Source organism: Mycobacterium sp. NGS68, assembly GCF_059812195.1.
In genome coordinates, this window is sequence record NZ_JCALCE010000004.1 from 146,446 (window position 1) to 170,277 (window position 23,832).

Genomic DNA, 23,832 nt, shown 5'->3' on the forward strand with positions numbered 1-23,832 from the left:
GCTGACACCGACCGTCGATTCGAACGTATGATCGATGGATGGCGCCGCTCGGTTCGATCGGGTACAACGGGCAGCCGGTCCGCAACCCGTTTCGGGTGGTGCGCCCGCCGGTCACGGTGCTGGTTGACCTGACGGTGCTCTTCCCGCGCGAGCCGCACCGCTCGGGTCGGTACCAGCCCAACGGGCTGCAGCTGCACAAGGTCGTCGAGGGCCGGCTGAGCTGCTGGGGCATCTGCGAGCAGGGCGACTGGTGGGGCCTGGTGACCTACCCGATCGCCTATGGATCCAAGCGCAAGACCGTGACGCACTGGGTGCCCGCGTGGACGCTGCGCCGGCACCGCTAGAGCCTGGGTCAGGCCGGGGTGTCCTGCAGCAGGCGCCCCTGCACGTAGGTTCCGGCGATTGAGGTGTTGCGGATCCCCATCAGCAGCGCGAACAGCGTCTGGGTGCGCGCCATGTCGGGGTCTTCGGACCGCACGCCCTGATTCACCGTGGCGTTGAGTGCCGGGGTGCCGGACGGGTCGACGACGACGAAGTCGGCCTCCTTGCCGACGTCGAAGTTGCCGATCCGGTCCTCCATGTCCAGGGCGCGTGCGCCGCCGAGTGTGCCGATGAACAGCATCTCGGCCGGATGCATGGAGACGCCGGCGTCGCCCGGTTCGGAGATGTGCACCTTGAACGCGGTGCCCAGAACCTGCGGTATCAGCCACTCGTCGCCGCCGCCGACATCGGTCCCGGCGGAGATGTTCACCCCGGATGCCACGGTCCGCAGCCACGGCATGGTGCCCGACCCGAGGAATTGCTGGGAGATCGGGCAGTGCGAGATCGAGGTGCCGGTTTCGGCCATCCGCGCCAGCTCGGAATCCTGGCAGTGCACCGCGTGCGCCATGATCGTGCGCCGCCCGAGCAGACTCGCGCCGCCCACCTTGGAGCCCGGCAGGAACTTGCCGTCGTAGGTCTCCAGGTAGGTGTCGACCTGGAAGGCCTGCTTGGTTTCGGCCACTTCGCCGGTGCCCGGGCGGTTGTTCTCGTTCAGGTGACTGTGGAAGTACACGCCCCGGTCACGCACCGAGTCGTAAAGCTCACCAAGACCTTTCAGCGTCTCCGTGGTGACCGCCAGGGAGAACCGCGGGATGATCGCGACCTGCAACAGCGCGGTCTTCGGATCGCCGGTGTCGGCTGCGTGCCACTTGTCGATCTCTTCGCGGGTCAGCCGGATGGCGTCCTCCTCCGACGTGATCAGCGGCTTGGCCGCGTCCGGGCCGACGGTCTGGATGCCGTGCCCGCTGACGATCCGCAGGCCGCGCCGTTGCGTCTCGGTGAACAGCGCGTCCTGGGCGTGGGGGAATGCCGACCCGAACACCATGGCCGCCGTAGTCCCCGCCGCGACGCGTCGGTCGCAGAACTCCACCGCCGCGCGCTGGGCGAAGGCCGGGTCGGCGAAGCGGGCCTCCGACGGGTAGATGCAGCCGATCAGCCATTCCAGCAGCTGTCCACCGCCGTAGGAGTCGGCGGCGAACGTCTGGGGGAAGTGCACGTGGGTGTCGACGAAGCCGGGGAGCAGGAAGCCGGGCCGGTGATCGACGACCTCCGAGTCCCGGTGCTCGGCGGGAATGTCGGCCCGCTCGCCGCAGAACGCGATCTTCCCGTCGTCGTCAACCACCAATGCGCCCTGGGGAATTGACACCAGCGCCGCGGCGGCTTCGGTGACCAGCGGAGCGCCGGCGAGATGAAAGATGTGACCGAGATGAGTTCGTGCCATGCGTAGCTTCCCCCTTGAGCGCGCGTCCTGTCGGATCACGTTAAGCCACGCGGCACGCTGTGTCGCCGAAATGCGCATGTAAATGCGATGATTGCTGCTCGTGGCAGGAAGCTGGGGTTCCGTGGCGGCCGCGGTCGTCCCGCTCGGACTGGTCGTCTCGCTCTCTCCGATCACGATCATCCCCGCGGTGCTGGTATTGCAGGCGCCGCGCCCGCGACCGAGCAGTCTCGCGTTCCTGGGTGGCTGGCTGCTGGGCATCATCGCGCTGACGGCGCTGTCGGTGGCCGCGTCCGGGGCGTTGGGCGGCATGCACAAGTCGCCGCCGCACTGGGTGTCCTGGACGCGCGTGGTCCTGGGCTCGGTGCTGATCGTGCTGGGCATCGTCCGATGGCTGACCCGCAAGCGCGCGACCGGACCGCCACGCTGGATGCGTTCGTTTTCCGGCATCACTCCGACGCGGGCGGGCCTCACCGCGGTGGTGCTGGCGGTGGTGCGGCCCGACGTGTCGCTGATCTGCGTGGCGGCTGGACTGGCCATCGGCAGCGGCCGGCTGGAAATCGCCGACGTCTGGCTGTGTGTCGCGCTGTTCGTCGTCATTGCCGCGTCGTCGGTCGCGATTCCGGTCCTGGCTTACCTGGGGGCCGGTGAGCGTCTCGACCAACCGCTGGCGCGGTTGAAGGACTGGATGGAGCGGAACGACGCCGCGCTGACGGCCGCCGTCCTGGTCCTCATCGGTGCGATGGTGCTCCACAACGGAATTCACGCGCTGCAGTAGGCGCTGGCTAGGGTGGAGCCAATGAACCGGCGTTCGCGCGGCATCAAACAGATCACCCGAGGCCTGGGCTCCCTCGATCGCGAGCTGTTCGCCGCGATCGCCGACAGCCCCACGCCGCTGCTCGACAGGGTCATGCCGCCGCTGACCCGGGCCGCCGACCATTCCAAGCTGTGGTTCGCCATCGCCGCGGGGTTGATCGCGACCAGGCAGCCCTCGGCGCGACGCGGTGCGGTGCGCGGGGTGGTGTCGCTCGGAGCCGCCAGCCTGTTCACCAACCAGGTCGCCAAGCGCATCCGGCAGCGGCCCCGCCCGGCCGACAATTCGGTGCCGCTGATCAGGCGGGTCCGCCGCCGCCCGACGTCCAACTCGCTGCCGTCGGGCCACTCCGCCAGCGCCGCCGCGTTCGCGGTGGGCGTGGGCCTGGAGAATCCGGCGCTGGGGTTCGGGATGGCGTTGCTGGCGGGGCTGGTCGGGCTGTCGCGGGTGGCGACGGGCGTGCATTACCCCGGTGACGTGGTGGCCGGGTTCGGTATCGGCGCCGGGATCGCCGTGCTCGGTGGGCGGCTCGTCCCGCCGGTCGTACAGACCTCGCTGCCGAAGGCGGAACCGTTGCGCGTCGACACGCCAGAACGGCCCGACGGGTCGGGGGTGGTCCTGGTCATCAACCCGGCGTCGGGCAGCGGCACCGGCGCACGCGTCGTCGACGAGGTGCGCGCCGCGCTGCCGGCGGCGGAGATCGTCGAATTGGGTCCCGACGACGACCCGGGGCAGGTATTGCGCGACGCCGCCGCACGGGCCGAGGTGCTCGGCGTCGGCGGCGGCGACGGCACCGTATCCACCGCCGCGGCGGCGGCCAAGGAGGCCGGCCTGCCGTTGGCGGTCTTTCCCGCCGGCACGTTCAATCACTTCGCAAAGGACATCGGCTGCGACACCGTCGCCAAGACCGTGCAGGCGATCCGACACGGCAGCGTGGCTTGCGTGGATCTGGTGTGCCTCAACGAAAGCCAGATCGTCGTCAACAACGCCAGCATCGGTGCCTACCCGTCGTTCGTGCAGCGGCGCGAGAAGCTGGAGAAGCGCATCGGCAAGCCGCTGGCGGGCGCCTACGCGATGCTGCAAACGCTGCGCAACGACCGGCCGATCCGCATCCGCTACGACAACAAGACTCTTCAGACCTCGCTGTTCTTTGTCGGCAACTCCGTCTACCTGCCGACCGGGTTCGCACCGTCGCGCCGCACCCGGATGGACGACGGGCTCATCGACGTGCGCATCCTGGAGATCGGCCGCCGGTTCGCCCGGACCCGCATCCTGACCGCGCTGGTGCTGGGACGGCTACAGCGCAGCCCGCTCTACCACGAGATGCAGGTGCCGCAGTTCACCTTCTCCGCCGTCGACGCGCCGACGGTGATCGCCCACGACGGCGAGGTCGGCCGGAAGTACGACGAGGCCACCTTCGCCGCGCTGTACCGGGTGCTGCCGGTCTTCCGGCCGCTGCCGGCCGCTTAGCCTTCGGTCAGATCACGTACCCGCGCATAGCGTTTCAGCACGGCGGGCGTCGGATCGGCGGTGTACTCGTCGGCCGCCGGCGGTGTCCACGCGGGCGGCCGCGCAGACCCGCTCAACGCCCACGCCGCCTGGCGTGCCGCGCCGAGGGCGACGTACTCCGCGGGGCTGGGCACCAGCACCGGCATCCCGAACACCGCCGGCGCGATCTCGCGCAGCGCCCGCGACCGGGCGCCGCCGCCGATCAGCAGCATCCGGCGCGCGACGACGCCGCAGGAGGTCAGCCGCGCGAGTCCGTCGGCCAGCGCGCACAGCAGCCCCTCCACCGCCGCCCTGGCCAGGTTCGCCGGCGACATGTTCGACACCCGTAGGCCGTGCAGCGCGCCGGTCGCGTTGGGGCGGTTGGGGGTTCGCTCACCCGCCAGGTACGGCACCAGGACCAGGCCGGCGCTGCCCGTCGGCGCCGACAGCGCCAGCCGGGACAGCTCGTCGTGGTCGACCCGCAGCATCGCCGCGGCAGCGTCGAGCACCCGCGCGCCGTTGAGCGTGCACACCAGCGGAAGGTAGCGGCCGGTGCCGTCGGCGAATCCGGCGACTTGTCCGGTCGGGTCCCGGATCGGCGCGGCAGCGACGGCGCACACCACGCCCGAGGTGCCGACCGAGACGATCACGTCGCCCTCGTCGGCGCCGAGACCGAGCGCCGCGGCCGCGTTGTCGCCCAGCCCCGCGCCGAATACCCTTGCGCCGCCGGTGGTTCGGTCGGCGGGGCCGAGCACGGCGGGCAGTTGCGGGCGACGGCCCCGCATCGCCAGCTCCAGCAGGTCGATGCGGTAGGCGTCGGTGCCGGCGTCGTAGTAGCCGGTGCCGCTGGCGTCGCTGCGGTCGGTGGTCAGCGCGGCCACGTCGGCCTGGTTGCCCAGCCGCCAGGTCAGCCAGTCGTGCGGCAGGCACACCGCAGCCGTGCGGTCGGCGTGGCGCGGTTCGTGGTCGGCGAGCCAGCGCAGCTTCGACACCGTCACCGCGGCCAGCGGCACCACGCCGACGGCCTCGGCCCACGCGGCGGGGCCGCCGAGTTCGTCGACGAGCGCGCGCGACGCGTCATCCGACCGGACGTCGTTCCACAGCAGCGCGGGACGGACCGCCCGGCCGGACCGGTCGAGGCAGACCATGCCGTGCTGCTGCGCGCCGACGGCGATCGCGTCGACGCCGTCGAGGCCGCCCGCCGCCGCGATCGCCTGGCGTGCGGCGGATTCCCATGCGGCGGGGTCGATCTCGGTGCCGTCCGGGTGGGCGGCACGGCCGTGGCGGACCACCTCGCCGGTGCCGGCGTCGCACACCAGCACCTTGCAGGCCTGGGTGGACGAGTCGATGCCCGCAACCAGAGTCATGTCCGCGCCGTCGAATCGTCGCCGCGCCGGTACGCCGACGGCGGCTGACCCCACGCGCCGCGGAATGCGCGGGTGAACGAACTGGCGCTGTCGAAGCCGACGCGGGTCGCCACCTGCAGAACGCTCAGTTGCGGATCGGCCAGCAGCGCGGCCGCCCGCATCAGGCGCGCTTGGTGCGTGTAATCCCGCCAGGTCATCGTCAACTCGCGGTCGCATAGCCGTCGCAGCGAGCGGGCCGACATGCCCGCAACCGCCGCGGCGTCGTCAATCGTGATGTCCGCCAAGCTGTTACGCGTGTGTTTGAGGGCCGCCGCGAGTTGTGGGTGGTGGGTCGTGGGCAGGCTGAACGGGCTGCGCGATTCGAGCAGCTCGCCCAGCAGTTCGGCGAAACAGCGGAAGTAGACATCGGCGGTCGCGTCCGAGCCGTCCGACGAGCGGCGGTCGATGGGCCACCGGCAGGCGTAGGTGATCATGTGCCGAATCAGCGGCGATACCAACACGATTCCGGCGTCGTGGCGGGCCGGGCGAAGGTGGATCGGATGCAGAAATATCGACACCGAACGCACCGACGTGTCGATCGTGCTGACGTGCCCGAGACCCGCGGGGATCCATGCGGCCTGCCGCTCCGACAGGACATAGGCGCCCGCGTCCGTCTCGACCTCGAGCACGCCCTGCACGACGTACTCCAGCTGATGCAGATCGTGCGCGTGGCGCGGGGTGGTGACCCGGCTTCCTTCGTAGACGAACGCCCCCGCGGTGGCGTCACCCCCCAGGCGCATGTCCACCATCGCAGTGGTGTCCGCCCAGGACACGTTTGTGGCCGTTTGTGCAGAGACAGTCATCGATCCCCGATGGTACGACTGGTAACCATGTCAGTGCAGTCCTTTACACCGGCCGCGGGGAACCCGCGGTGGACCAAGTTGTACGACCCGATCGTCGCGCTGATGACGCGCGAGGAGCGCTGGCGTTCGGCGGCGGTACGGCAACTGGCGCTCGAACGCGGCGACGTCGTCGCCGATGTCGGCTGCGGGACAGGGTCTTTGGCGTTGATGATCAAGCGGCGTCACCCGGACGTACGGGTGGTCGGCGTGGATCCCGACCCGCAGGTGCTCGGCATCGCGCGGGCGAAGGTGCGCAAGGCGGGGGTGGACGTCGAGTTCGTGCAGGGCATGGGCGACAAGGCCGCCGAGCTCGTCGGGCCGGGTACCGCCGACAAGACGGTGTCGAGCCTGGTGCTGCACCAGTGCCCGGTGCCGATGAAGCAGGCGATCATCGCCAACATGTTCGCGGTGCTGCGACCCGGCGGTCGGCTCGTCATCGCGGACTTCGGCCTGCAGCGCGAGGCCCTGATGCGGCTGGGGTTCCGGATCGTCCAGTGGGCCGACGGCAAGGCCGACACGCAGCCCAACGCTGACGGGATCCTGCCGGAGCTGATCGAGCGGGCGGGTTTCGTCGACGTCACCGAGGCGCGGGTGATCCGGACGATGTCGGGGTCACTGTCGATCTACCGCGCAACGCGGCCCGGCTGAGAACAGCAGCCGATTCCGCGCCACGTCGACACGCACCTGCACGATCGGCACGTCGGTGGCCCAGGTGTCGTTGACCGCCGCCGCGAACGTCGCCGCCTTCGCGCGGGCGCCCGCGCAGTCGAACGGCTGGTCCGTGCGGTTCAGGTAGCCGACGGCGAGCACCGACTGCGGGCCCCATTGGGCTTCCATTTGGTTCTCCAGGCAGTTGGTCGGATCGGTGGTGCAGTACCGGGTGTAGGCGGCCAACATCTGCTCGCGGTCGTCGGGGCCGTACTCGCACATGCGGTCGGTGGGGTCGACGGCACACGCGGGGTGCTCACGGCCCGCGGTGTGGGCGCCGTTCTCGGTGCAGCCGTTGCGGTCGGCGTCCTGCGCGTACTGGCAGTGCACCGTCACCGACGCCGGGTCCATCAGCAGGTACACGCCGGCGGGCGTCCAGTTCGGGTCGGTGATGGTGCCCAGCACCGCGCAGTCTTTGGCGTTCGGCTTGGCGCACACGCCGTATAGCCGAACCGGAAGGCCCGACCGCAGCAGCGTGGCCGCACCGGTCACCACGGCGCAGCCGTCGTGGCGGCCGTCGGCGACGGGGCCGACGATCGCGCAGTCGACCGGTTGATTGAACTCGAACCGGTTGGCCTGCCTGACGAAATCGGTTGCGCCGGAGGAGGGTCCGCCCAGCGCGCCGTAGACGTCTTTGACGGCGCAGAAGCCCCACGGGTCGGCGCCGACGCAGTTCTCCAGCGCGCGCACGACGACGCCCGGTCCGCTGAACAGCGTGTTGAGGCGGGCGGCGGCGGAATCGTCGGCGTGCGCGCGGGGGGCTGGCATCGCCGCCAGCGCCACCGCGAGGACGGCGGCCGGCACCCGGTGTTTCATGACGCCGCGAACGTACCGCAGGGGGCCTATCATCCGCACATGACGGACGGCACGCGCGTCGAGCAGTCTCGGACCATTCCCGTTACGCCCGCGCAGGTGTTCCGCCGGCGGTACGGGCCGATCCCGCCGATCGTCGGGGTCAGCGGACGCGACGGCGCGAACTGGCAGGGAACCGTCGGCCAGACCCGGATCCTCGAGCTCGGTGTTTGTGGGGCTCGTGTGACCACGGATCGCGACGAGGGTCCCCAAATTCGAAGCCTCACCGGCAATGGCACGCAAATTTGAGCGCCCTCGCCGGTAAGCCACGGGCCGGTTACTCCTCGTCGAGGTAGGCGTCTGCCCAGGCGCCGATGATCCGGCCGGCGCGGTGAGCCTGGCCGCGGGCGGTGAGCAGGTGATCGGAGCCCTCGAGCGAGACGAAGCTGCGCGGATGGCGGGCCAGGCGGAATATCTCCGTCGCGTTGCCGATGCCGACCGTGTTGTCGGTGGGCGAATGCAGGATGAGCAGCGGCAGGCGCAGGCTCTTGATCTTGTCGTGCAGGTGGGCCTTTCGGACATCTTCGACGAATGCCCGCTTCAGGGTCAGCGTGCGGCCGCCGACCATCCACTCGGCGCTGCCCTCGGACAGGCAGCGATCAACCACCGCGTCGTAGTGCTTCTCGACGTGGCTGGGATCCACGGGCGCGGCCACGGTCACCACCGACCGCACGCCCGGCGCCTGCCGCGCCGCGGCCAGCACGGCCGCGCCGCCCCACGAGTGCCCGATCAGGATGTCGGCCGCGGTGCCCCGTTCGGCCATGAACTCGCATGCCTTGACGATGTCGTCGACCTTGACGGTGAACGACCCGTCGCCCCAGTCTCCTTCCGATGCACCGAGACCCAGCGCGTCGAAGCGCAGCATGCCGATGCCGTCGGCGGCCAGTTGCTTGCAGATCCGGGCCGCCGCCGGGCAGTCCTTGTGCAGCGTGAAGCCGTGCGCGAACACACCCCAGCCGCGCACCGGTCCTGTCGGCGCGTCGATGACGCCGGCCAGCGATGGACCGGTGGAGCTGGGGAACGTGACGCGTTCGGCCATGGTGGATATCTACCATGCGCGCAGCCGTAGATAATGGGCCGATGCCCACGAGGCTCAGAAGCGTCGGCGCCGCGCTGGGGGGGAGCCTTGGCCGTCGCCGTGTGCCTGGCGGGCACGGCCGCCGCCGACTACCAACCGCTGCCCGTCTACGTCCCGCACCCGTCGGAATGGCAGCCGGATTATTCGGTGTTCCCGTACAACATGTGGCAGGACCGGGTGACGCCGGAGCAGGTCACCGCCCAGCGTGAGGCGTGCCAGTGGTTCGACGCCCAGTACGCCCGGCTGATGGGTCAGGTGTTCGACTTCCAGCACTTCCTCGGCAGTCAGCGTGATGTGTATGAGGCACCCGGCGTCCAGGGCGCGGCCAACGTGGTGCAGGCCAACCTGGACCAGTCGGCCGCGTTCCTCGATCCGCGCGTGCACACGCTGTGGGTGGTCAACTACGACAAGAACGAATATTCGCCGCTGTACAACGGCGATTCGTTCTACCACCTCTGGTATCAGCTGACTCAGCTCAGCAAGAAGATGAAGGAGAAGTGGCCGTCCGGGGTGATCAACGCGCCCATCGCGACCGCCAACGTGTACGGCAACACGATCCGCGACTCGGGCGTCTGCAACGGCGCGTAACGCGTCTCAGTGATTGCGGACGCACTTGTAGGTCACCGGCACCTCGGCGCCGAGCTCGACGACCTCGAACTGGTCGACCCCGATCTTGCTGAAGGAGTCGGCCTTGATGCCGAGCTCGGACCACTTGGCGGTGCTGGTCTTGTCGTCGGCGAACGTCAAGGGGATCTCCCCGCCGTCCGACAGCAGCATGCCGTAGTTCTTCAGCGCTCGCAGGACCACCTTCTCCGACTCCGAGAAGGGCGACTCGTCGAAGTCGGCCTTCAGCCGGAACCGCACGCCGTACGGCGGGGCGTTCGGGTCGGTGCTGTCCGGACCGCCGGCGTGCGTCGCCGGGCGCACATAGACGCCCTTCTTCATCCGGCTGTTGGGGAGGATGAACCGCAGCGGGTGATTGACGGCGCCGGCGGCGACCTCGTCGGCCGTCGGCAGCAGCGCGGCGATCGGAAAGCCGGCGGCGTCGGCGCTGGTGCACTGGTCGCCGCGCAACGTCTCCGGGTACGCCTTGTTCAGGTCCCACACGAAAAAGCCTTCGGCGGCGATGGATTCGCCCTTTTTCGACCCCTGATAGACCTCGTAGAGCTTGTGTTCGTCGCGGTCCACGACCAGCAGGTGGCAGTCGCCCTGGCCGTCGGTGTTGCCGGACGGGTCGCACGTCAGGTTCGTGGACCCCTCGAAGTAGGCCCCGGCCGGGACGGGCATGCTGGCCGGCACGTGTTCGCAGTCGGGGCCGCCGCCGAAGCAGTAGTTCTCGCTGCCGACGACCTGTACGCGCGGCGTGGTCTTGTCGGCGTAGAAGATCGGGATCGAGAAGTCGACTTGGAACGCATTGCCGTTGCCCCACCCACCCATGCCGGCGAGCGCCTGGATGATCGCCGAGCTGCGCGGCGACACCGGCGACCCGCCGATGTGCCCGGTGAACGGCTGGGTGCGTTCGAACAGGGCGCCACCGCCCGTCGGACCCGCGCTGGATTTGGCGTTGGGGCTCGACGACGACTTGCCGCTGTTACCGCCGCCGCCGCACGCCGCGCACGCGAGCACGACGGCGCAGACCACGGCGAGGAATTTGCTGAGCGGCTTGGACATTTGCTGCCGGTCGGCTACCCGGCGGCGTTGGGGAGCAGCGCCGGACAGTTCCCCGCCGCGTCCGCGGCCAGTTCGAAGTGCCACAGCTCGTTAGCGTAGATCTGGCACAGCCCAAAACGCGACCCGTGAGCGATGAGCCACTGGTCGGCGCCTACCCCGCCGACGTCCACCGCCTCGCCGCTGACGTGCTTGGACATCGTCGGGGTCTGCACGTATTGCCGCGCGGCGGCCAGGCTGCCGTAGGTCTGCACGGCGTTGTCGAGCAAACGCTGCTGAAACGCCGGCGACCGCCAGCCGGACGTGATCGTCATGGTGATGCCGCTGACCGCGGCCTCGGTGGCGGCGCCCTGGACGGCGCTCAACAGCGCCGGGTCGAGGCGACCGACCGCCGGTTGCTGGACGTCGAACGGCGTCAGCGTCGTGCCGGGGGGCAAGGAGCCGTCGTCGGGATCGGCGAGCGCGAGAGGCGGACCCGCCAAGACGCCCATCGTCAGGGCGGCGGCCGTGACCCCGATGGCCGTCGCGACCAAACGCATTACCCCACCCCTCCCGGTTCGGTGTGCTCCCACCCTCAGCGTGCGGCAGCCGGGGTCGGTGAAGACACCGAAGTTGCCTTGATACCAGACGTCGTTCTTGCCGGCCAACACGAAGCCGCCTACGCCGTTGGCGACCAACCCGAGACGTTTGCCGAGGATTGTCGCATCTCGTCGCGCACAACTCGCCCCTCACCTGCGGCGTCGGCATCGCATGAAGGCTGTACGGGAAGCGTCGCCCTGGCTTAGGCTCCCAGGCAGGACTCAAGTCGGGGAGGGCAGTTCCCTATGCGCCAGCTAACCGCCGCGTTTGCCGTGGCCGCGATCGGACTCTTGGTCGCGGGCTGCGGCGGTCACAACGGGGGCGGCACCGCTTCGTCGTCGTCGGCTGCCACCTCCAGCCCGACGAATTCCGGCCCGACGAAGCCGCCCGTCGCCCAGTCCGCGCTTCCGGGTCTGCTGCTGCCCCCGCCGGAGATCGACGCCGCGATGGGGCTCACCGGGGTGAAGATCATGGACACCGCCGACGTGTTGACCGAAGACAAGTCGGCGAGCATGTTCTCCCCGGGCTACAAATTGCCCCCCGAATGTCTCTACGCCACCGCCGCCGGCCTGGTCCCCATCTATGCCGGCAGCGGCAACACCGCGGTGCATCGGGAGCGGGACGTCTTGGACCTGCCCCCGGAGGCGAACGAGTCGGACCCGCAAGTGAACCAGGTCGTTGTGCTGTTCCCCTCCGCCAAGGAGGCGAACGCCTTCTTCGACGCATCCTCGAAGGCGTGGCCCGCCTGCGCCAACCGGCAGGACACCGTGCCCGGCGACGCCAACAACTACGAGATCCACTGGTCGGTGGGTGCGGTGTCGACCGCCAACCGGACGTTGAGCACCGTCGTGGCCGTGAACGCAAGCAAGGGTGACGCCAAGTTCGTCGCGAGTTGTGAGCGGGCGCTGACGGTTCGCAACAACGTCGTGGTCGATATCGAGGCGTGCCGCAAGGACCCCGGCGGTCTGGGCGTCAAGATCGCCGGTGAGATCGCCGACAAGGTCGACAGGCAATAGCGCCCACCAGCGGATCCGTGAGCGTGCACACCGACGAAAGTAGCTACGCTTCACCGCAATTGGAATGCGACCTGATCATGAAGGGTGGCATCAGCAGCGGCATCGTCTACCCGCGGGCCGCCTGCCATTTGGCCAAGAAGTACACGTTCCGCCGGCTGGGTGGGGCGTCGGCCGGCGCGATCGCCGCCGCGGCCGCTGCCGCTGCCGAACATGGCCGCAACAGCGGCGGATTCGCCAAGCTCGAGACGCTGCCCACCGATCTCGGCGCACATCTCGCCGACCTGTTCCAGCCCTCGCCGGCGACCCGGCCCGCGTTCGCGGTGCTGAGCGCCTGGCTGGAGCCGGGCCGTACGAAGCCGCGAAAGGTGTTGCAGACGGCGGTGTCCGCAGTGCGCGCGGCGCCCGTGGCGGTCGCCCTCGCGAGCGTCGTCATGCTGATCCCGGCCGTCGGCGTCGTGATCGGGTACGGGGCGCCCGCGACGGCCCGTGGGTGGGCGGCCGTGGCCGTCGCCGCTCTGGGGTGGCTGCCGGTCGCCATGGCGATCCCGCTCGTCGTCGCCGTGACCGTCTTCGCGCTGCGAACGTTACGGGCGTTGCCGCGCAACGGTTTCGGGCTGTGCGACGGTCACACGCGCGATCCGGGCGTAGCTCATCCACCGTTGACCGACTGGTTGTCCGACGTGCTCGACGGGCTGGCAGGCCTGCCTGGACGCGTCCGGCCGCTGACCTTCGGCGACCTGTGGGGCGAGCGGGCGGTCGCCCTCGCCAAGGACCTCAAGGACGTCGCGAAGCCGTCGTTCGGGCAGCGGGTTGCCGCGCGCGAGGCCCGCGCCGTCGACCTGGAGGTCATGACCACAAACCTGACCTTCCGGCGCCCCTACCGGTTTCCGTTCAACAACCGCAACTTCTTCTTCTGCGAAAAGCGGCTGCGTGTCTACTTTCCGGACTACGTCGTGGACCATCTGGTCGACACGTCGCACGCGGTGGCGGATCGCGTCGATCGCGGTACGACGATTCGGATGCAATGCCCCTGCCACGGCGAGCAGGTCCGGTCCCTGCCCGATCCGTGGGACCTTCCCGTCGTCATGGCGGCCCGGCTGAGCCTGAGTTTCCCGACGCTCGTCAGCGCCGTGCCACTCTTCTGCGTCGACTGGGCCAGGGGACCGGGGAAGCGCACGCTGATCGAAACCTGGTTCTCCGACGGCGGGATCTCCAGCAATTTTCCGATGCACCTGTTCGATTCGCTGTGGCCGACGCGGCCGACGTTCGGCATCAACCTCACCCCGCAGCACCCCGACTACGAATCGCTGGTGTGGGTGCCCCGCCCCCAGGGCAGAGGCGGGATCCTGCCGCGCAGTTACGAGATCACCTCGGTGGTGGGCATGTACAAGGCGATCTTCGACACCATGCAGAACTGGGTCGACACCACCCAGATCACCATGCCCGGCTTCCGCGATCGGGTGGCCGCGGTGCTGCAGCGCCCCGGCGAGGGCGGGATGAATCTGAAGATGACGGCGGACACCGTCGAAGGCCTGGCCAACCGCGGCGTGGACGCCGCCGCGCTGTTCGACGACTTCGACTTCGGCCTGCACCGGTGGATTCGGTACCGCGTCGCGATGGGCGAACTCGACGAGACGCTGGGCGAACTGCGGCAGAGTTACCGCGACGGGACCAAGGACTTCCTCGAGAACTACGCGGCGACGGCCACGCGCTATCCGGTTGGTTCGCCCGAGGCGGTGCTGAAGGACCGTCGGGCGACGACCGGTCTCGTCGGCGTCGCGGACGAGTGGACCGACGCCGGTCACCCGTCGAACGCCGGTACGGTTCCACGGCCGAAGCCGTTGCTGCGGCTGACCCCGCGGCAATGACTCCAGGAGTAGCGTGCCGGCTGCCGGAGTCAGGCACGCGTGGGCGGTTGGTGTACTAGCGCCGGGTGTTGACGCGGGACCGTCTTTGCCGCAGAGCCGTCGATCGCCGAGCATCAACCACTGGAACTCAACAACGCCGAGGTGTCCGCTGTGTAAACGCTATGAATGTTGAAGGGCTGGACGCTTCGCCAGCCCGCGGCGACTCTCGAACGGAGAGTGGACGAGCTCGGCAACCGACGCCGGCAGAAAGCGACGGGCCGCCTTGGCATTGTCGCCCGAAGCTGTCGCGTGCGTCTTCGACCGCCGCCAGCTTCCGCCAATGTCCAGTGTTGTGTTTGCTTGTGGCTCAACAGTTTACGCAGCAAGCGATTCGGGACGTGGATGACCGGAGGCGCGAAGCTTGCCGCGGTGACGCCGCCGACGCTGCAACGCGGCGCAGCTCCGGGCACGCGCCACCCCGGCCGCGCGACGGTCGACCTACCCGCCGAAGAAGGTTTGCCGAAAGCTAGCCGGTACGCCGCGGGTTGCGTAGCATCGCACTCCGAGGGGTTCGGGCCTCTAACCGTTGATCGTGTGTTGCCGCCAGGCCGTGGGTAGGAGTGGGTTCTCGCCGGCGTGGAGCGGCGCCGAAGTAGTCATATTTTTTGGGAGGGCACCGTGGGGCGATTCGCCACACCCGAGGCCGCGGTGATGCTGAAGCTGGAATCCGACGAACATCCGATGCACATTGCCTCGCTGCAGGTGTTCAGACCGCCGGCTCACGCGGATGCTGACTTCGCTCAGCAAATCTATGAAGCGCTGCTGAAATGTACCGACGTCGCCACCGTTTTCCGGGGCCACCCGAAGGTCACCCGACGTGGTACCTCGCCCGTGCGTTGGGTGTACGACAAGCAAATCGACCTCGCGCAGCACCTCAAACTGGTGTCCCTACCGGCGCCGGGCGGGGACCGTGAATTCTTCGACGTGCTGTCGACGTTGCACAGCGGAATGCTGGACCGGACCCGGCCGCTGTGGGAGGCCTACGTCATCGGCGGCCTGCAGGGCGGCCGGTTCGCCGTCTATATCAAGAGTCACCATGCGCTGCTCGACGGCGTGTCAGGCATGCGGCTGCTGCACGGCGCGCTGAGCACCGACCCCGAGGACAGGAGCGTCCGGGCCAGTTGGACAAGGCAGGAGGGCGCCACCACCGACTCGGCGCCGCCGCCGCGGCGCAGGCGCACGAAGCGCGCGGCGATGGCCGATGCGGCCGTCGCGGCCCGTCAGTCAGCGTCGGTGATCCGGGCGGCGCTGCGCGAGCGGGAACTGTTCCCCGCGTTCCGGGCGCCCCGAACCATGTTCAACGCTCCCGGCGGCGGACCGCGCAGCGCGGCGGTGCGCGCGTGGCCCCTGCAGCGGCTCGACGACGTCGCGCGCGCGGCGAGCGTCAGCACGAACGACGTGGTGGTCGCAATGACGGCGGGTGCGTTGCGTTCGTATCTGATCGAGCGCGATGCGCTGCCGGACACGCCGCTGGCGGCGATGCTTCCGGTGAGCATCCGGGCCGTCGAGGACGCCAACGAGCGCAACATCTTCGGCAGCGCGGTGTGCAACCTGGGCACCCAGATCGACGACCCCGTCGAGCGGCTGAACGTGATCAGCGAATCGATGAGCTACAACAAACAATTCATCAGGTCGCTGCCCCGGCAAGTTGCCATTCACCTGGCCGGCGTGATCTGCATTCCAGTCGGCGGCGGTTCGGGTATCGGCGCCCGGATCCCACCGGTGTTCAACGTCGCGATCTCCCATGTGCCGGCGCCGCGGGAGGCGCTCTACCGCGGGGGCGCGCGTCTGGAGGCGACGTACGCGGTGCCGCCCACGCTCACCGGGCAGGCGCTGAACTTCGGCGTGGTCAGCGATGCCGACACCGTCGCGTTCTCGTTGGTCGCGTGCGCGGGAATCGTGCCCGGTGCCGAACAGCTACTCGATTACCTGGAAGTCTCGCTCAAGGACTTGGAACGCGCGGTCGGTCTGTGACGGATGACGACAATGCGGCCGTGGAGGTCAGCGGCATCGGCAAGTCGTTCGGTGATGTCGTCGCGTTGCGGGACATCAGTTTCCGCATCACCCGCGGCGAGGTGGTCGGACTACTCGGGCCGAACGGCGCCGGCAAGACCACGCTGATCGACATCCTGTCCACCCTCACCCGTCCCGACAGGGGAGAAGCGCGGGTGGCCGGGTTCGACGTCGAAGCGCAGCCGGATCAGGTGCGAGGTTCGATCATGCTCACCGGCCAGCACGTCGCCGTCGACACCATGCTCAGCGGCCGTCAGAACCTGGTGATGATCGGCCGCCTGCGGGGTCTGCGCAAATCGGCGGCGAGGGCCCGCGCGGCCGAGCTGATCGCGGAGTTCGACTTGGTCGACGCCGCGGACCGGAAGGTGTCCACCTACTCCGGCGGCATGCGGCGCCGCATCGACATTGCCTGTGGGCTCGTCGTGCAGCCGTCGATCGTGTTCCTCGACGAACCGACCACGGGGCTGGATCCCCGCAGCAGGCAAAGCGTGTGGAATCTGGTGCGGCGGTTCAAGTCTGAGGGAATCACCACGCTCCTGACCACTCAGTACCTGGAGGAGGCCGACGCGCTGAGTGACCGGATCGTGCTCATCGACCACGGTGCGGTGGTGGCCGAAGGCACTCCCAGTCAGCTCAAGCAGCGCACCGGCGACAGTTTCTGCGAGATCGTCCCGCGTGATCCAGCGGACGTCGCGGCGGCCGCCGCCGCACTCGAAACGCTGCTGCCGCAACATGATCGGCCGCTGCTGATGGCCGAGCAGGCGCGTGTCGTCATGCCGGCGCCCGACGGGGCGGCCACGCTGATGCGCGCGCTCAAACACCTCGCCGACGCCGACATCGAGGTGGCGGACGTGGTGTTGCGCCGTCCGTCGCTCGACGACGTGTTTCTGGCGCTGACCGGCGACCCCGCGTCGCGCCCGGTGGAAACCGCGGCCGACGTCAGCACGTGAGCCCCATCCCGGCGCAGGTGGCGCCGTCGTCCCTGCAGCAGTGGTGGGTGCTCACCATGCGGGTGATCGCGCCGACCGTGCGCAACGGCGAATTGCTGATCGCGCTTGCGTTGTCCGCGGTCTTCACCGTGAGCTTCTATCTGCCGCTGAGGCAGGTGATGGGCCATTTCGTTCCGGGCTCAGGCAGTTACGCCCAGTACCTGATGCCGCTGATCGCCATTCAGGCGGTGTTCTTTTCCGCGATGTCGGCGGCGATCCGTTCGGCCACCGACTCGGTGCAGGGCATCGAACGGCGGTTCCGGACGATGCCGATGTCACCCGTCATCCCGTTGGCGGCGCGGATGTCCGCCAACGGCTACCGTTGCGCGGTCGCGCTGGCGATCGCCGTGCTCTGCGGGCACGTGATCGGATTCCGCTTCTACGGCGGCGCGGTGCCGACCGCTGTTTTCTGCGGCCTGGTCCTGCTCATAGGGCTCAGTTTGTCGCTGGTGGGCGACCTGATCGGCATCGCCGTGGGTAATCCGGAGGCGACCCCCCACCTGCTTCTGCTGCCGCAGTTGATCCTCGGCTACCTCTCGGTGGGCATCGAACCGGCCGACCAGTTCCCCGGCTGGATCCGGCCGTTCGTGCGCTACCAGCCGCTTTCGGTGTTCGTCGAGGCATTGCGGGCGTTGGCCGGACACCGACACCAGGATCCGGCGTCAATCGTTACGACAGTGCTGCCGGCGCTGGCCTACGTCGTGGGATTGGCTGTGGCCGCGGCGCTCCTGTACCGCGTCGTCCTGTCGAGGATGCGCCGATGACCGGTCTCGCCATGCAGACGTGGATCCTGCTGCAGCGGTTACTGATGGGCTGGCGCAGCGACGTGCGCGTGGTCATCGAGGCGCTGTTACTGCCGGTGTTGTTCCTCCTGGCGGTGAACCTGGTTTTCGGACGTCCGGTCACCGCCGTCACGGGACATGACGCGTTGTACGGGACCGTTCCGATGACCGCGCTGGTCGGTGCGGTGTTCGGTTCCTCGGCCGCGGGCATCGCGCTGATGCGCGAGCGCGACGAGGGTCTGCTCACCCGGCTGTGGGTACTGCCGATTCATCGCGTCTCGGGCCTGCTGGCACGGTTCGCGGCGGAAACCATCCGCATCCAGCTCAGCACCATGGTGGTCCTCGTCACCGGCCTGCTGCTGGGTTTCCGTTTCAATCAAGGCATTACGGCGGCCGTGCTCTGGCTGTGCATACCCGTGTTGTTCGGGGTGGCGTTCTCGTTCCTCGTGACCACCGTCGCGGTGCGGCTGACCAACGTGGTCGTGGCGGAAGCGACGGGCCTGGGGGTCGCCCTGCTGGTTTTCTTCTCAACAGGTTTCGTGCCGCGCGGGCAGTATCCGTCCTGGTTGCAGCCGATCGTCCAGTACCAACCGATGAGCTGCGCGGTGGACGTGATGCGCAGCCTGTCCCTCGGCGGGCCGGCGGCAGCGCCGATGACGGGACTGCTGCTCTGGTGCGTCGGCGCTGTCGCGTTGTGTGCTCGCCCGATGGCCGTCGGTTACCGCAGGGCGAGCACCTGTTAGAACTGCCCGGCGAGTGTTGGGTTGAGGCACGTGAAATGCCGAATTGCGTGTATTAGTCCGGCATTCGCGCCGGCGATGCCCGTCGGCTCGACGTCGCCCAGCCCAGCAGACCCAAGGCGACGACTCCGCAGCCGATGTAGAGCCAGCCCAACGTGTCCTGGGAGTTCTCGGGCAGCGCGCCCACCAGCGCCATGCCCGCGCTGACGATGAGATACGAACCGGCCGTTGCTATTCCGCCGACCAGCCCGAGGTTTCGGGTGAACAGCCCCAGCGCCAAGGCGTACATCTGCGGGCACAGCACGCCGCATCCGGCCAGCGCCAGCGCCGCACCGAGGGTGAGCGTCCACGCGTTGGTCCCGATCAGCGCGCCCGTCAACACCAACACCGCCGCGCCCGCGAAGAACACGCCGAGCGCGGTGTACGCCAGCCGGCGCGTGGTGGTCCGCAACGCGAAGTAGCTGCACGCCAGTTCACCCAGCAGGTTCGCGGCGCCCACCGCGAGCGCCACTGCGCCGTACGCCGCGGGCTTGAAGCCGAGTCGATCCTGGTACAGGAAAGGCCCTGCGACGGCGAAGGATAACTGCGCGGCGGCCAGCACCCCGAAGATCGCCACGAAGCACAGGAACACGCGGTTGCGCAGCGTTTCGACGATCGTCCGCCACGTCGATCCCAGGGCGACGGGTGTGCGGTCGTGCACCGCCAGCGTCTCGGGCATTGCGAACGCGACCAGCGCCCCCACCGCCGCGGTGATCGCCGCGATGAAGACGAAAACCACTCGCCACGAGACGTATTGGACGAGGACACCGCCCAGTGCGGGCGCGAGGACGGGCGCCAGCCCCCACGCCGCTCCGAGCAGGCCCGACACGGATGTCAACTTGGCGTCGCGGAAACAGTCCGCGGCGACGGCGTAACTGAGCACCATGCATGCGCAGGCCGCCAGCCCTTGCAGAAACCGCGCGACCAGCAGAAATGGGACGTTGGTGGCGACCGCGCACAGCAGGCTGGTGGCGATCACGACACCCAGGCAGCTCAGCAGTATTCGCTTGCGGCCCCACGCGTCGGCGAGAACGCCGACCGGGATGAAGCCGATGCTCAGGCCGAGCATGTAGGCGGTCACGGTGTTCTGCATGGCCGTCGACGTGGACTGCAAATCGACGACCATCCGCGGCAGCGCCGGGGTGTAGACGTCGAGCGGTATCTGACTGAGCGGGACGACGCACAGCAGGATCGCGACGATGAAACGCGGCGGGGCCTTCGTCATCGGACCGCCGCCACGTCGACCATGATAGGCAGGGCGCGGCCCGCGAGGGCCGCATTTCGCGGTTAGCTTGCGCCCGCGGCGATCACCTGGTCCACCTCGAGGGCCCGGCTGGCCATCTCGGCGTGTGCCTTGTCCAGCGCTTCGGCCTGATCTTCGTCGGCCTTCATCAGCGACTCGATGTCGAAGCCGGACATGTCGAGGACACCCATGTCGCGGAAGGCCTTCTGCACCTTGTCGCCCCACAGCCCGATGTCCTTGACGATCGGCACGATGCGGCTGAATAGGTGCGAGCGGAACTGGATCATGATCGGCGACGTGTCGACCCACTCGGCACACGCTTGGACGTCAAGGCCGAGTGTCTCGAACACCTCCTCGCCGCGGAACCGGTCGCGCATCAGATAGCAGGCATCGACGACGAACTCTTCGCGCTCGTCGCGCTCGGCATCGGTCAGCGCTCCGTAGTAGTCCTTCAGCGAGATTCGGCCGAAGGCGACGTGGCGGGCCTCGTCCTGCATGACGTAGGCCAGCACCTGCTTGGCCAGAGAGCCCGGTGCCGCCAGGTCGCGCTGCACCCCGAAGGCGGCGAGCGCGAGTCCCTCGATCAGGACCTGCATACCGAGGTAGGGCATGTCCCAGCGCGAGTCGTGGAGGGTGTCGTCCAGCAGCGCGGTCAGGTGCTTGTTGATCGGGTAGACCAGGCCGACCTTCTCCTGCAGGAATCGCGAGAACGTCTCGACGTGCCGGGCCTCGTCCATGGTCTGGGTGGCCGCGTAGAACTTCGCGTCCAGGTCCGGGACGACCTCGACGATCTTGGCCGCGCACACCATCGCCCCCTGCTCGCCGTGCAGGAACTGCGAAAACTGCCAGGCCTGGCTGTGCTGGCGCATCTGGGCGCGCAGCGATTCGTCGGCGGCCTCCCACATCGGGCTGCCGAATAGCGGATGGAACTCGTCGGGCAGCCCGACGGGGTTCATCGGGTCGACGTCCTGCGCCCAGTCGATGCGCGACTGGGCGTCCCATTGCTTGTCCTTGCCTTTTTGGTACAGGGAGAGGAGCCGCGCGCGGCCCTCGTCGTACTCCCAGGTGAAACGCGCGTCGCCGGCGCTGGGGACGTCGCGGAACAACGGCTCGGGCACGTCGGTGTACATGTCCCGTGTGGTCATGAGCTGCCACCTCTCCGCCCCGTGTGACCAGTGGTCATATGACGTGTATCACAGTGCGCCGCGTTCGACGGTACTGTCAAGCCTTGGCGGGTGGCTGTTGAAGCGCTGCGCCGGCGCAGAGGGAGGTTCTACGATGACGCGGTTTCTTCGCCGTCCGGCCGCCCGCGTCGCGGTCGCGTTAGCGGGATTCGCGGCTGCGGCTGTTGCGCCGCCGGGAGTCAGCTCGGCGCAATGCGACCCGAACTGGTCGCACATCGTGGCGACCAATGAGTGCATACCGCCGCCGCCGGCGCCCGCATGGTGGCAGCGCCCGCCGACATATGCGCCGATGAACGCACCGCTGTGGGCGCCGCCGCCCCCGCCGCGGCCGTCGTGGGCGCCGCCGACGGCCGTTCCGCTGTGGGATTACGGCCGTCAGCAGTGGGTCTGGACGCCGACCTGACGGTGCCGCGGGTATCCGGCGTCAGGTCCGTTTGTAGGTTTCGATCTGCCCGAAGATCTGGGAGAACTCGAACGGAGTTTGGACTATCCCGCTGCCGTTGTTGGCATCTGGTACGCCCAACGTGCCCGATTGGTCGCGCGGCAGCTCCCACATCGACAGGGAGCCCATGCCGTTCTGCTGGGCGAAGGTGGTCAGCTGTTGGGCGTTGGCGAGGGTGAATATCTCGCTCGGGTCGTCGTTGATTCCGATCAGTGGCGTCACCCCGAGCATCGACCAGGCTTGCTGGCTGGTGACCGGGTAGAGCGTCATCAACTGGCTATGGGTGGCCGTTGCCGCGTCGATCGCGTACTGGCCCATGCCCGGGTTTCCGGGCTGGTCGAAGGCGGAGCCGTAGTCCATGGCCATGACGTTGACCTTGGAGACGCTGACGCCGTTTGTCGCGGCAACCTGCAGCACGTTCAGGCCGCCGGTCTGCCCCTCGACCAGGCCGGTCGGTAGCACCGGAAGCGTGTAGGAGACGGTGACGGGCGTACCGGCCGCCGCCGCCTGCTGCTGCACCAGCTGGATCGCCTGCGCCTGAATCGTCAGCGCTTGTTGGTTGCTGAGCAAGGCACCTTCGACGTCGAAGTCGAGGTTGTAGATCTTGTACGTGTTGACGACGTTCATGTACTGCTGCGCCAGGTTTGCGGCCGTCTGACCAGGCACCGCCGACAGATCCGTGCCGGCTTCGCCGCCGAACGAGATGGTCCCGTTGATGCCCGCGGTGTGCATGTTGGCGATCTGTTGGTTGATGTACCAGCTGTCGGTGCCGCCGGTGACGTCATAGGCCTGGTAACCGCCCCACGCCGCAAGGCCATTGGGGTCCGCGGTGATGAAGGCGAGCGTGGCGTTGTGGACTCCCGCCTGGGCCGCGGCGGCAAAGTCGTAGCCGGCCGACGAAGGCCAGAGGGTGATGTCCACATACGGCGAGTAGATGCCCCCGCCGGTGCCGGTTCCACCGTCGGCGCCACGGGCGCCCACCGCACCGTCGGTGCCCGCATGGCCGAAAAAGGCCGAACCCTGACCACCGGTCCCGGCCGCGCCGCCGTCGCCGCCGAAGCCTCCCGTGGCGGCGTTGCCGCCGCGACCGCCGTTACCGCCGTCGCCCCCGTTACCGGACAACAGCCCGCCATGACCGCCGTCGCCGCCGGCGCCGCCGGTGCCACCGCTGGCCGCCAGGGCGTTCGAGCCCGCGACGCCGGCCGTGCCAGTCCCACCGGTGCCGCCCTTACCGCCGTTGCCGAACAGCCCGGCGTCACCGCCCCTGCCGCCCGCCTGCCCGATTCCGCCGTCGGCGCCGTTGCCGCCGTTGCCCCAGAGGATTCCGCCGGCCCCACCGTTCTCGCCGGTGCCCGCGGCGCCGTTCGCGCCGTTGCCGATGAGTGGGCGGTTCAAGAGCGCCTTGAAGGGCGCGTTGATCATGGCCAAGGCGCCGTCTTGCAGCGTGCGCAATTGCGAGGCATTCGCCGCCTCAACGGCGGAGTACGAATTTGCCGCGCTGCTCAATGCCCGGGCAAACTCCTCCTGAAAAGTCGTTGCCTCGGTGCTGAGCGACTGAAACTCGCGAGCGTGGCCGGAAAACAGTGACGCGATCACCGACGACACCTCGTCGGCGGCGGCGGGTAGCAACGCGCCGGTGCGCCCCACCGCGAGCGCATTCGCCTCGCCCAGCTGTGAACTCAGGCGGGCCAACTCTGACGCCGCCGTGGTCATCGTTTCCGGTGCTGCGATCACTAGCGTCATTGACACCCCTGCGTGTGTGGGTTTCAGTTGCGGAAAAATCTAACGGGCACTATGCGCGTCGAGGCGGTTGTGATCAATAGTTCTCCCGCGCGTCGCCGAAACTTTGGCGGCGCGGGGGTGGGCTGGTAGCGGTTGGGCAAACTCAGCGATCGGGCAACGCCGGGGCGATTTTTCTTTGCGATGCAATACCTTTGGGCCTTGGACAGTGGCCTCGGGCGTGCCGTCGGGGGAGTGTTGGCCCTTAGCTGCGCCCACTAATGGGCAATGGTTTGGCTGCATAATCTGAATTGCCGGATCGCCGGTTTGTCCGAGACCGCGCTATGTGCTTGCTCGCTCGATCCTGCGCCTCAAGTCGTCTAGTTCGTCGAGCACAAGGCTCGCTCCCCATCCGCTTGGCAAGCGACAGTGGTGACCGGCCAGTGTGGCCTGGAATTTGGCCCAACGGGCCCGGCGGGACTCACGCCGCGGCGCTGCGTCGGCCTCACGAGCCCCAGGCGTTACGAGAAAGCCGGCGCCCAGTGCGGTGCCCAACCCATCTGT

Annotated in this window: 23 protein-coding genes; 13 read left to right on the forward strand and 10 right to left on the reverse strand. The window is 68.7% G+C overall.

The features are described 5' to 3' along the window. Nucleotides 1-38 precede the first annotated feature (38 nt). Nucleotides 39-344, forward strand: coding sequence for a hypothetical protein (locus tag AC5Y5V_RS07070; RefSeq protein WP_499932203.1), 306 nt, complete (start codon nt 39-41; stop codon nt 342-344). Nucleotides 345-352: 8 nt separating this feature from the next. Here the strand turns inward: AC5Y5V_RS07070 and AC5Y5V_RS07075 are convergent, their stop codons facing one another. Continuing rightward, nucleotides 353-1,762, reverse strand: a complete 1,410-nt coding sequence (locus AC5Y5V_RS07075; RefSeq protein WP_499932205.1) for an amidohydrolase family protein — start codon at nt 1,760-1,762, stop codon at nt 353-355. A gap of 100 nt (nt 1,763-1,862) precedes the next feature. Here AC5Y5V_RS07075 and AC5Y5V_RS07080 point away from each other — a divergent pair, with 100 nt between their 5' ends. Next, nucleotides 1,863-2,537: a GAP family protein gene (locus AC5Y5V_RS07080; RefSeq protein ID WP_499932206.1), complete on the forward strand. Its 675-nt coding sequence runs from the start codon at nt 1,863-1,865 to the stop codon at nt 2,535-2,537. A 21-nt stretch (nt 2,538-2,558) separates the two neighbouring features. Beyond that, nucleotides 2,559-4,043 carry a bifunctional phosphatase PAP2/diacylglycerol kinase family protein gene (locus AC5Y5V_RS07085; protein ID WP_499932208.1) on the forward strand — a complete coding sequence of 495 codons (1,485 nt, stop codon included), beginning with the start codon at nt 2,559-2,561 and terminating at the stop codon, nt 4,041-4,043. Here AC5Y5V_RS07085 and AC5Y5V_RS07090 read toward each other — a convergent pair. Both AC5Y5V_RS07090 and AC5Y5V_RS07095 read right to left on the reverse strand, forming a co-directional pair. Further along, complete coding sequence (locus tag AC5Y5V_RS07090; protein WP_499932209.1) at nt 4,040-5,428, reverse strand: xylulokinase; 1,389 nt, start codon at nt 5,426-5,428, stop codon at nt 4,040-4,042. The genes AC5Y5V_RS07085 and AC5Y5V_RS07090 overlap by 4 nt on opposite strands. After that, nucleotides 5,425-6,270 carry a helix-turn-helix transcriptional regulator gene (locus AC5Y5V_RS07095; RefSeq protein ID WP_499932211.1) on the reverse strand — a complete coding sequence of 282 codons (846 nt, stop codon included), beginning with the start codon at nt 6,268-6,270 and terminating at the stop codon, nt 5,425-5,427. Before AC5Y5V_RS07095 ends, AC5Y5V_RS07090 begins: the two co-directional genes overlap by 4 nt. A gap of 27 nt (nt 6,271-6,297) precedes the next feature. Between AC5Y5V_RS07095 and AC5Y5V_RS07100 the strand changes: the two genes are divergently transcribed. Further along, nucleotides 6,298-6,957 (forward strand): class I SAM-dependent methyltransferase, encoded by a 660-nt coding sequence (locus tag AC5Y5V_RS07100; RefSeq protein WP_499932213.1) that lies wholly within the window; start codon nt 6,298-6,300, stop codon nt 6,955-6,957. Here the strand turns inward: AC5Y5V_RS07100 and AC5Y5V_RS07105 are convergent. After that, on the reverse strand, nt 6,922-7,833 hold the full coding sequence (locus AC5Y5V_RS07105) for a hypothetical protein (RefSeq protein WP_499932215.1): 912 nt from the start codon (nt 7,831-7,833) through the stop codon (nt 6,922-6,924). The two genes, AC5Y5V_RS07100 and AC5Y5V_RS07105, sit on opposite strands and share 36 nt — an antisense overlap. Before the next feature lie 39 nt (nt 7,834-7,872). On the opposite strand from AC5Y5V_RS07105, the gene AC5Y5V_RS07110 reads away from it, so the two are divergent. Continuing rightward, on the forward strand, nt 7,873-8,118 hold the full coding sequence (locus AC5Y5V_RS07110) for a hypothetical protein (protein WP_499932216.1): 246 nt from the start codon (nt 7,873-7,875) through the stop codon (nt 8,116-8,118). A 28-nt stretch (nt 8,119-8,146) separates the two neighbouring features. On the opposite strand, the gene AC5Y5V_RS07115 is transcribed toward AC5Y5V_RS07110, so the two are convergent. After that, on the reverse strand, nt 8,147-8,908 hold the full coding sequence (locus AC5Y5V_RS07115) for an alpha/beta hydrolase family protein (protein ID WP_499932218.1): 762 nt from the start codon (nt 8,906-8,908) through the stop codon (nt 8,147-8,149). A gap of 33 nt (nt 8,909-8,941) precedes the next feature. Between AC5Y5V_RS07115 and AC5Y5V_RS07120 the strand changes: the two genes are divergently transcribed. Beyond that, complete coding sequence (locus tag AC5Y5V_RS07120; RefSeq protein WP_499932220.1) at nt 8,942-9,535, forward strand: hypothetical protein; 594 nt, start codon at nt 8,942-8,944, stop codon at nt 9,533-9,535. Between the two features lie 6 nt (nt 9,536-9,541). On the opposite strand, the gene AC5Y5V_RS07125 is transcribed toward AC5Y5V_RS07120, so the two are convergent. Both AC5Y5V_RS07125 and AC5Y5V_RS07130 read right to left on the reverse strand, forming a co-directional pair. After that, nucleotides 9,542-10,618: a hypothetical protein gene (locus AC5Y5V_RS07125; protein WP_499932221.1), complete on the reverse strand. Its 1,077-nt coding sequence runs from the start codon at nt 10,616-10,618 to the stop codon at nt 9,542-9,544. Between the two features lie 14 nt (nt 10,619-10,632). Further along, nucleotides 10,633-11,154, reverse strand: a complete 522-nt coding sequence (locus AC5Y5V_RS07130) for a M15 family metallopeptidase (protein WP_499932223.1) — start codon at nt 11,152-11,154, stop codon at nt 10,633-10,635. A 285-nt stretch (nt 11,155-11,439) separates the two neighbouring features. Here AC5Y5V_RS07130 and AC5Y5V_RS07135 point away from each other — a divergent pair, with 285 nt between their 5' ends. From AC5Y5V_RS07135 to AC5Y5V_RS07160, 6 genes are all read left to right on the forward strand, one after another. Further along, nucleotides 11,440-12,210 (forward strand): sensor domain-containing protein, encoded by a 771-nt coding sequence (locus AC5Y5V_RS07135; protein WP_499932224.1) that lies wholly within the window; start codon nt 11,440-11,442, stop codon nt 12,208-12,210. 23 nt (nt 12,211-12,233) lie between these two features. Continuing rightward, nucleotides 12,234-14,078 (forward strand): patatin-like phospholipase domain-containing protein, encoded by a 1,845-nt coding sequence (locus tag AC5Y5V_RS07140; protein WP_499932226.1) that lies wholly within the window; start codon nt 12,234-12,236, stop codon nt 14,076-14,078. Between the two features lie 657 nt (nt 14,079-14,735). Continuing rightward, nucleotides 14,736-16,091: a wax ester/triacylglycerol synthase family O-acyltransferase gene (locus tag AC5Y5V_RS07145; RefSeq protein WP_499932228.1), complete on the forward strand. Its 1,356-nt coding sequence runs from the start codon at nt 14,736-14,738 to the stop codon at nt 16,089-16,091. Then, nucleotides 16,088-17,080, forward strand: a complete 993-nt coding sequence (locus AC5Y5V_RS07150; protein ID WP_499932230.1) for an ATP-binding cassette domain-containing protein — start codon at nt 16,088-16,090, stop codon at nt 17,078-17,080. Before AC5Y5V_RS07145 ends, AC5Y5V_RS07150 begins: the two co-directional genes overlap by 4 nt. Next, a complete protein-coding gene (locus AC5Y5V_RS07155; protein WP_499932232.1) occupies nt 17,077-17,883 on the forward strand; it encodes an ABC transporter permease in 807 nt (268 codons plus the stop codon). The genes AC5Y5V_RS07150 and AC5Y5V_RS07155 overlap by 4 nt, the downstream gene beginning before the upstream one ends. Next, nucleotides 17,880-18,644: an ABC transporter permease gene (locus AC5Y5V_RS07160; RefSeq protein ID WP_499932234.1), complete on the forward strand. Its 765-nt coding sequence runs from the start codon at nt 17,880-17,882 to the stop codon at nt 18,642-18,644. The genes AC5Y5V_RS07155 and AC5Y5V_RS07160 overlap by 4 nt, the downstream gene beginning before the upstream one ends. Nucleotides 18,645-18,696: 52 nt before the next feature. Here AC5Y5V_RS07160 and AC5Y5V_RS07165 read toward each other — a convergent pair whose 3' ends face one another. Further along, complete coding sequence (locus AC5Y5V_RS07165) at nt 18,697-19,905, reverse strand: multidrug effflux MFS transporter (RefSeq protein WP_499932237.1); 1,209 nt, start codon at nt 19,903-19,905, stop codon at nt 18,697-18,699. Between the two features lie 62 nt (nt 19,906-19,967). Then, the gene (locus tag AC5Y5V_RS07170; protein ID WP_499932239.1) at nt 19,968-21,068 is read right to left on the reverse strand and encodes a ferritin-like domain-containing protein; all 1,101 of its coding nucleotides are present in this window, start codon (nt 21,066-21,068) and stop codon (nt 19,968-19,970) included. Nucleotides 21,069-21,201: 133 nt separating this feature from the next. Between AC5Y5V_RS07170 and AC5Y5V_RS07175 the strand changes: the two genes are divergently transcribed. Continuing rightward, nucleotides 21,202-21,510: a hypothetical protein gene (locus AC5Y5V_RS07175; RefSeq protein ID WP_499932241.1), complete on the forward strand. Its 309-nt coding sequence runs from the start codon at nt 21,202-21,204 to the stop codon at nt 21,508-21,510. A gap of 21 nt (nt 21,511-21,531) precedes the next feature. On the opposite strand, the gene AC5Y5V_RS07180 is transcribed toward AC5Y5V_RS07175, so the two are convergent. After that, nucleotides 21,532-23,292 (reverse strand): PE domain-containing protein, encoded by a 1,761-nt coding sequence (locus tag AC5Y5V_RS07180; RefSeq protein WP_499932244.1) that lies wholly within the window; start codon nt 23,290-23,292, stop codon nt 21,532-21,534. Nucleotides 23,293-23,832 lie beyond the last annotated feature (540 nt).

Bases quoted from the DNA above. Each gene is read 5' to 3' on its own strand.
- AC5Y5V_RS07105 (WP_499932215.1), bottom strand. From the start codon at position 7,833: ATGAAACACCGGGTGCCGGCCGCCGTCCTCGCGGTGGCGCTGGCGGCG.
- AC5Y5V_RS07085 (WP_499932208.1), top strand. From the start codon at position 2,559: ATGAACCGGCGTTCGCGCGGCATCAAACAGATCACCCGAGGCCTGGGC.
- AC5Y5V_RS07110 (WP_499932216.1), top strand. From the start codon at position 7,873: ATGACGGACGGCACGCGCGTCGAGCAGTCTCGGACCATTCCCGTTACG.
- AC5Y5V_RS07135 (WP_499932224.1), top strand. From the start codon at position 11,440: ATGCGCCAGCTAACCGCCGCGTTTGCCGTGGCCGCGATCGGACTCTTG.
- AC5Y5V_RS07175 (WP_499932241.1), top strand. From the start codon at position 21,202: ATGACGCGGTTTCTTCGCCGTCCGGCCGCCCGCGTCGCGGTCGCGTTA.
- AC5Y5V_RS07070 (WP_499932203.1), top strand. From the start codon at position 39: ATGGCGCCGCTCGGTTCGATCGGGTACAACGGGCAGCCGGTCCGCAAC.
- AC5Y5V_RS07125 (WP_499932221.1), bottom strand. From the start codon at position 10,618: ATGTCCAAGCCGCTCAGCAAATTCCTCGCCGTGGTCTGCGCCGTCGTG.
- AC5Y5V_RS07100 (WP_499932213.1), top strand. From the start codon at position 6,298: ATGTCAGTGCAGTCCTTTACACCGGCCGCGGGGAACCCGCGGTGGACC.
- AC5Y5V_RS07160 (WP_499932234.1), top strand. From the start codon at position 17,880: ATGACCGGTCTCGCCATGCAGACGTGGATCCTGCTGCAGCGGTTACTG.
- AC5Y5V_RS07130 (WP_499932223.1), bottom strand. From the start codon at position 11,154: ATGCGTTTGGTCGCGACGGCCATCGGGGTCACGGCCGCCGCCCTGACG.
- AC5Y5V_RS07165 (WP_499932237.1), bottom strand. From the start codon at position 19,905: ATGACGAAGGCCCCGCCGCGTTTCATCGTCGCGATCCTGCTGTGCGTC.
- AC5Y5V_RS07075 (WP_499932205.1), bottom strand. From the start codon at position 1,762: ATGGCACGAACTCATCTCGGTCACATCTTTCATCTCGCCGGCGCTCCG.
- AC5Y5V_RS07180 (WP_499932244.1), bottom strand. From the start codon at position 23,292: ATGACGCTAGTGATCGCAGCACCGGAAACGATGACCACGGCGGCGTCA.
- AC5Y5V_RS07095 (WP_499932211.1), bottom strand. From the start codon at position 6,270: ATGACTGTCTCTGCACAAACGGCCACAAACGTGTCCTGGGCGGACACC.
- AC5Y5V_RS07170 (WP_499932239.1), bottom strand. From the start codon at position 21,068: ATGACCACACGGGACATGTACACCGACGTGCCCGAGCCGTTGTTCCGC.
- AC5Y5V_RS07090 (WP_499932209.1), bottom strand. From the start codon at position 5,428: ATGACTCTGGTTGCGGGCATCGACTCGTCCACCCAGGCCTGCAAGGTG.
- AC5Y5V_RS07120 (WP_499932220.1), top strand. From the start codon at position 8,942: ATGGGCCGATGCCCACGAGGCTCAGAAGCGTCGGCGCCGCGCTGGGGG.
- AC5Y5V_RS07115 (WP_499932218.1), bottom strand. From the start codon at position 8,908: ATGGCCGAACGCGTCACGTTCCCCAGCTCCACCGGTCCATCGCTGGCC.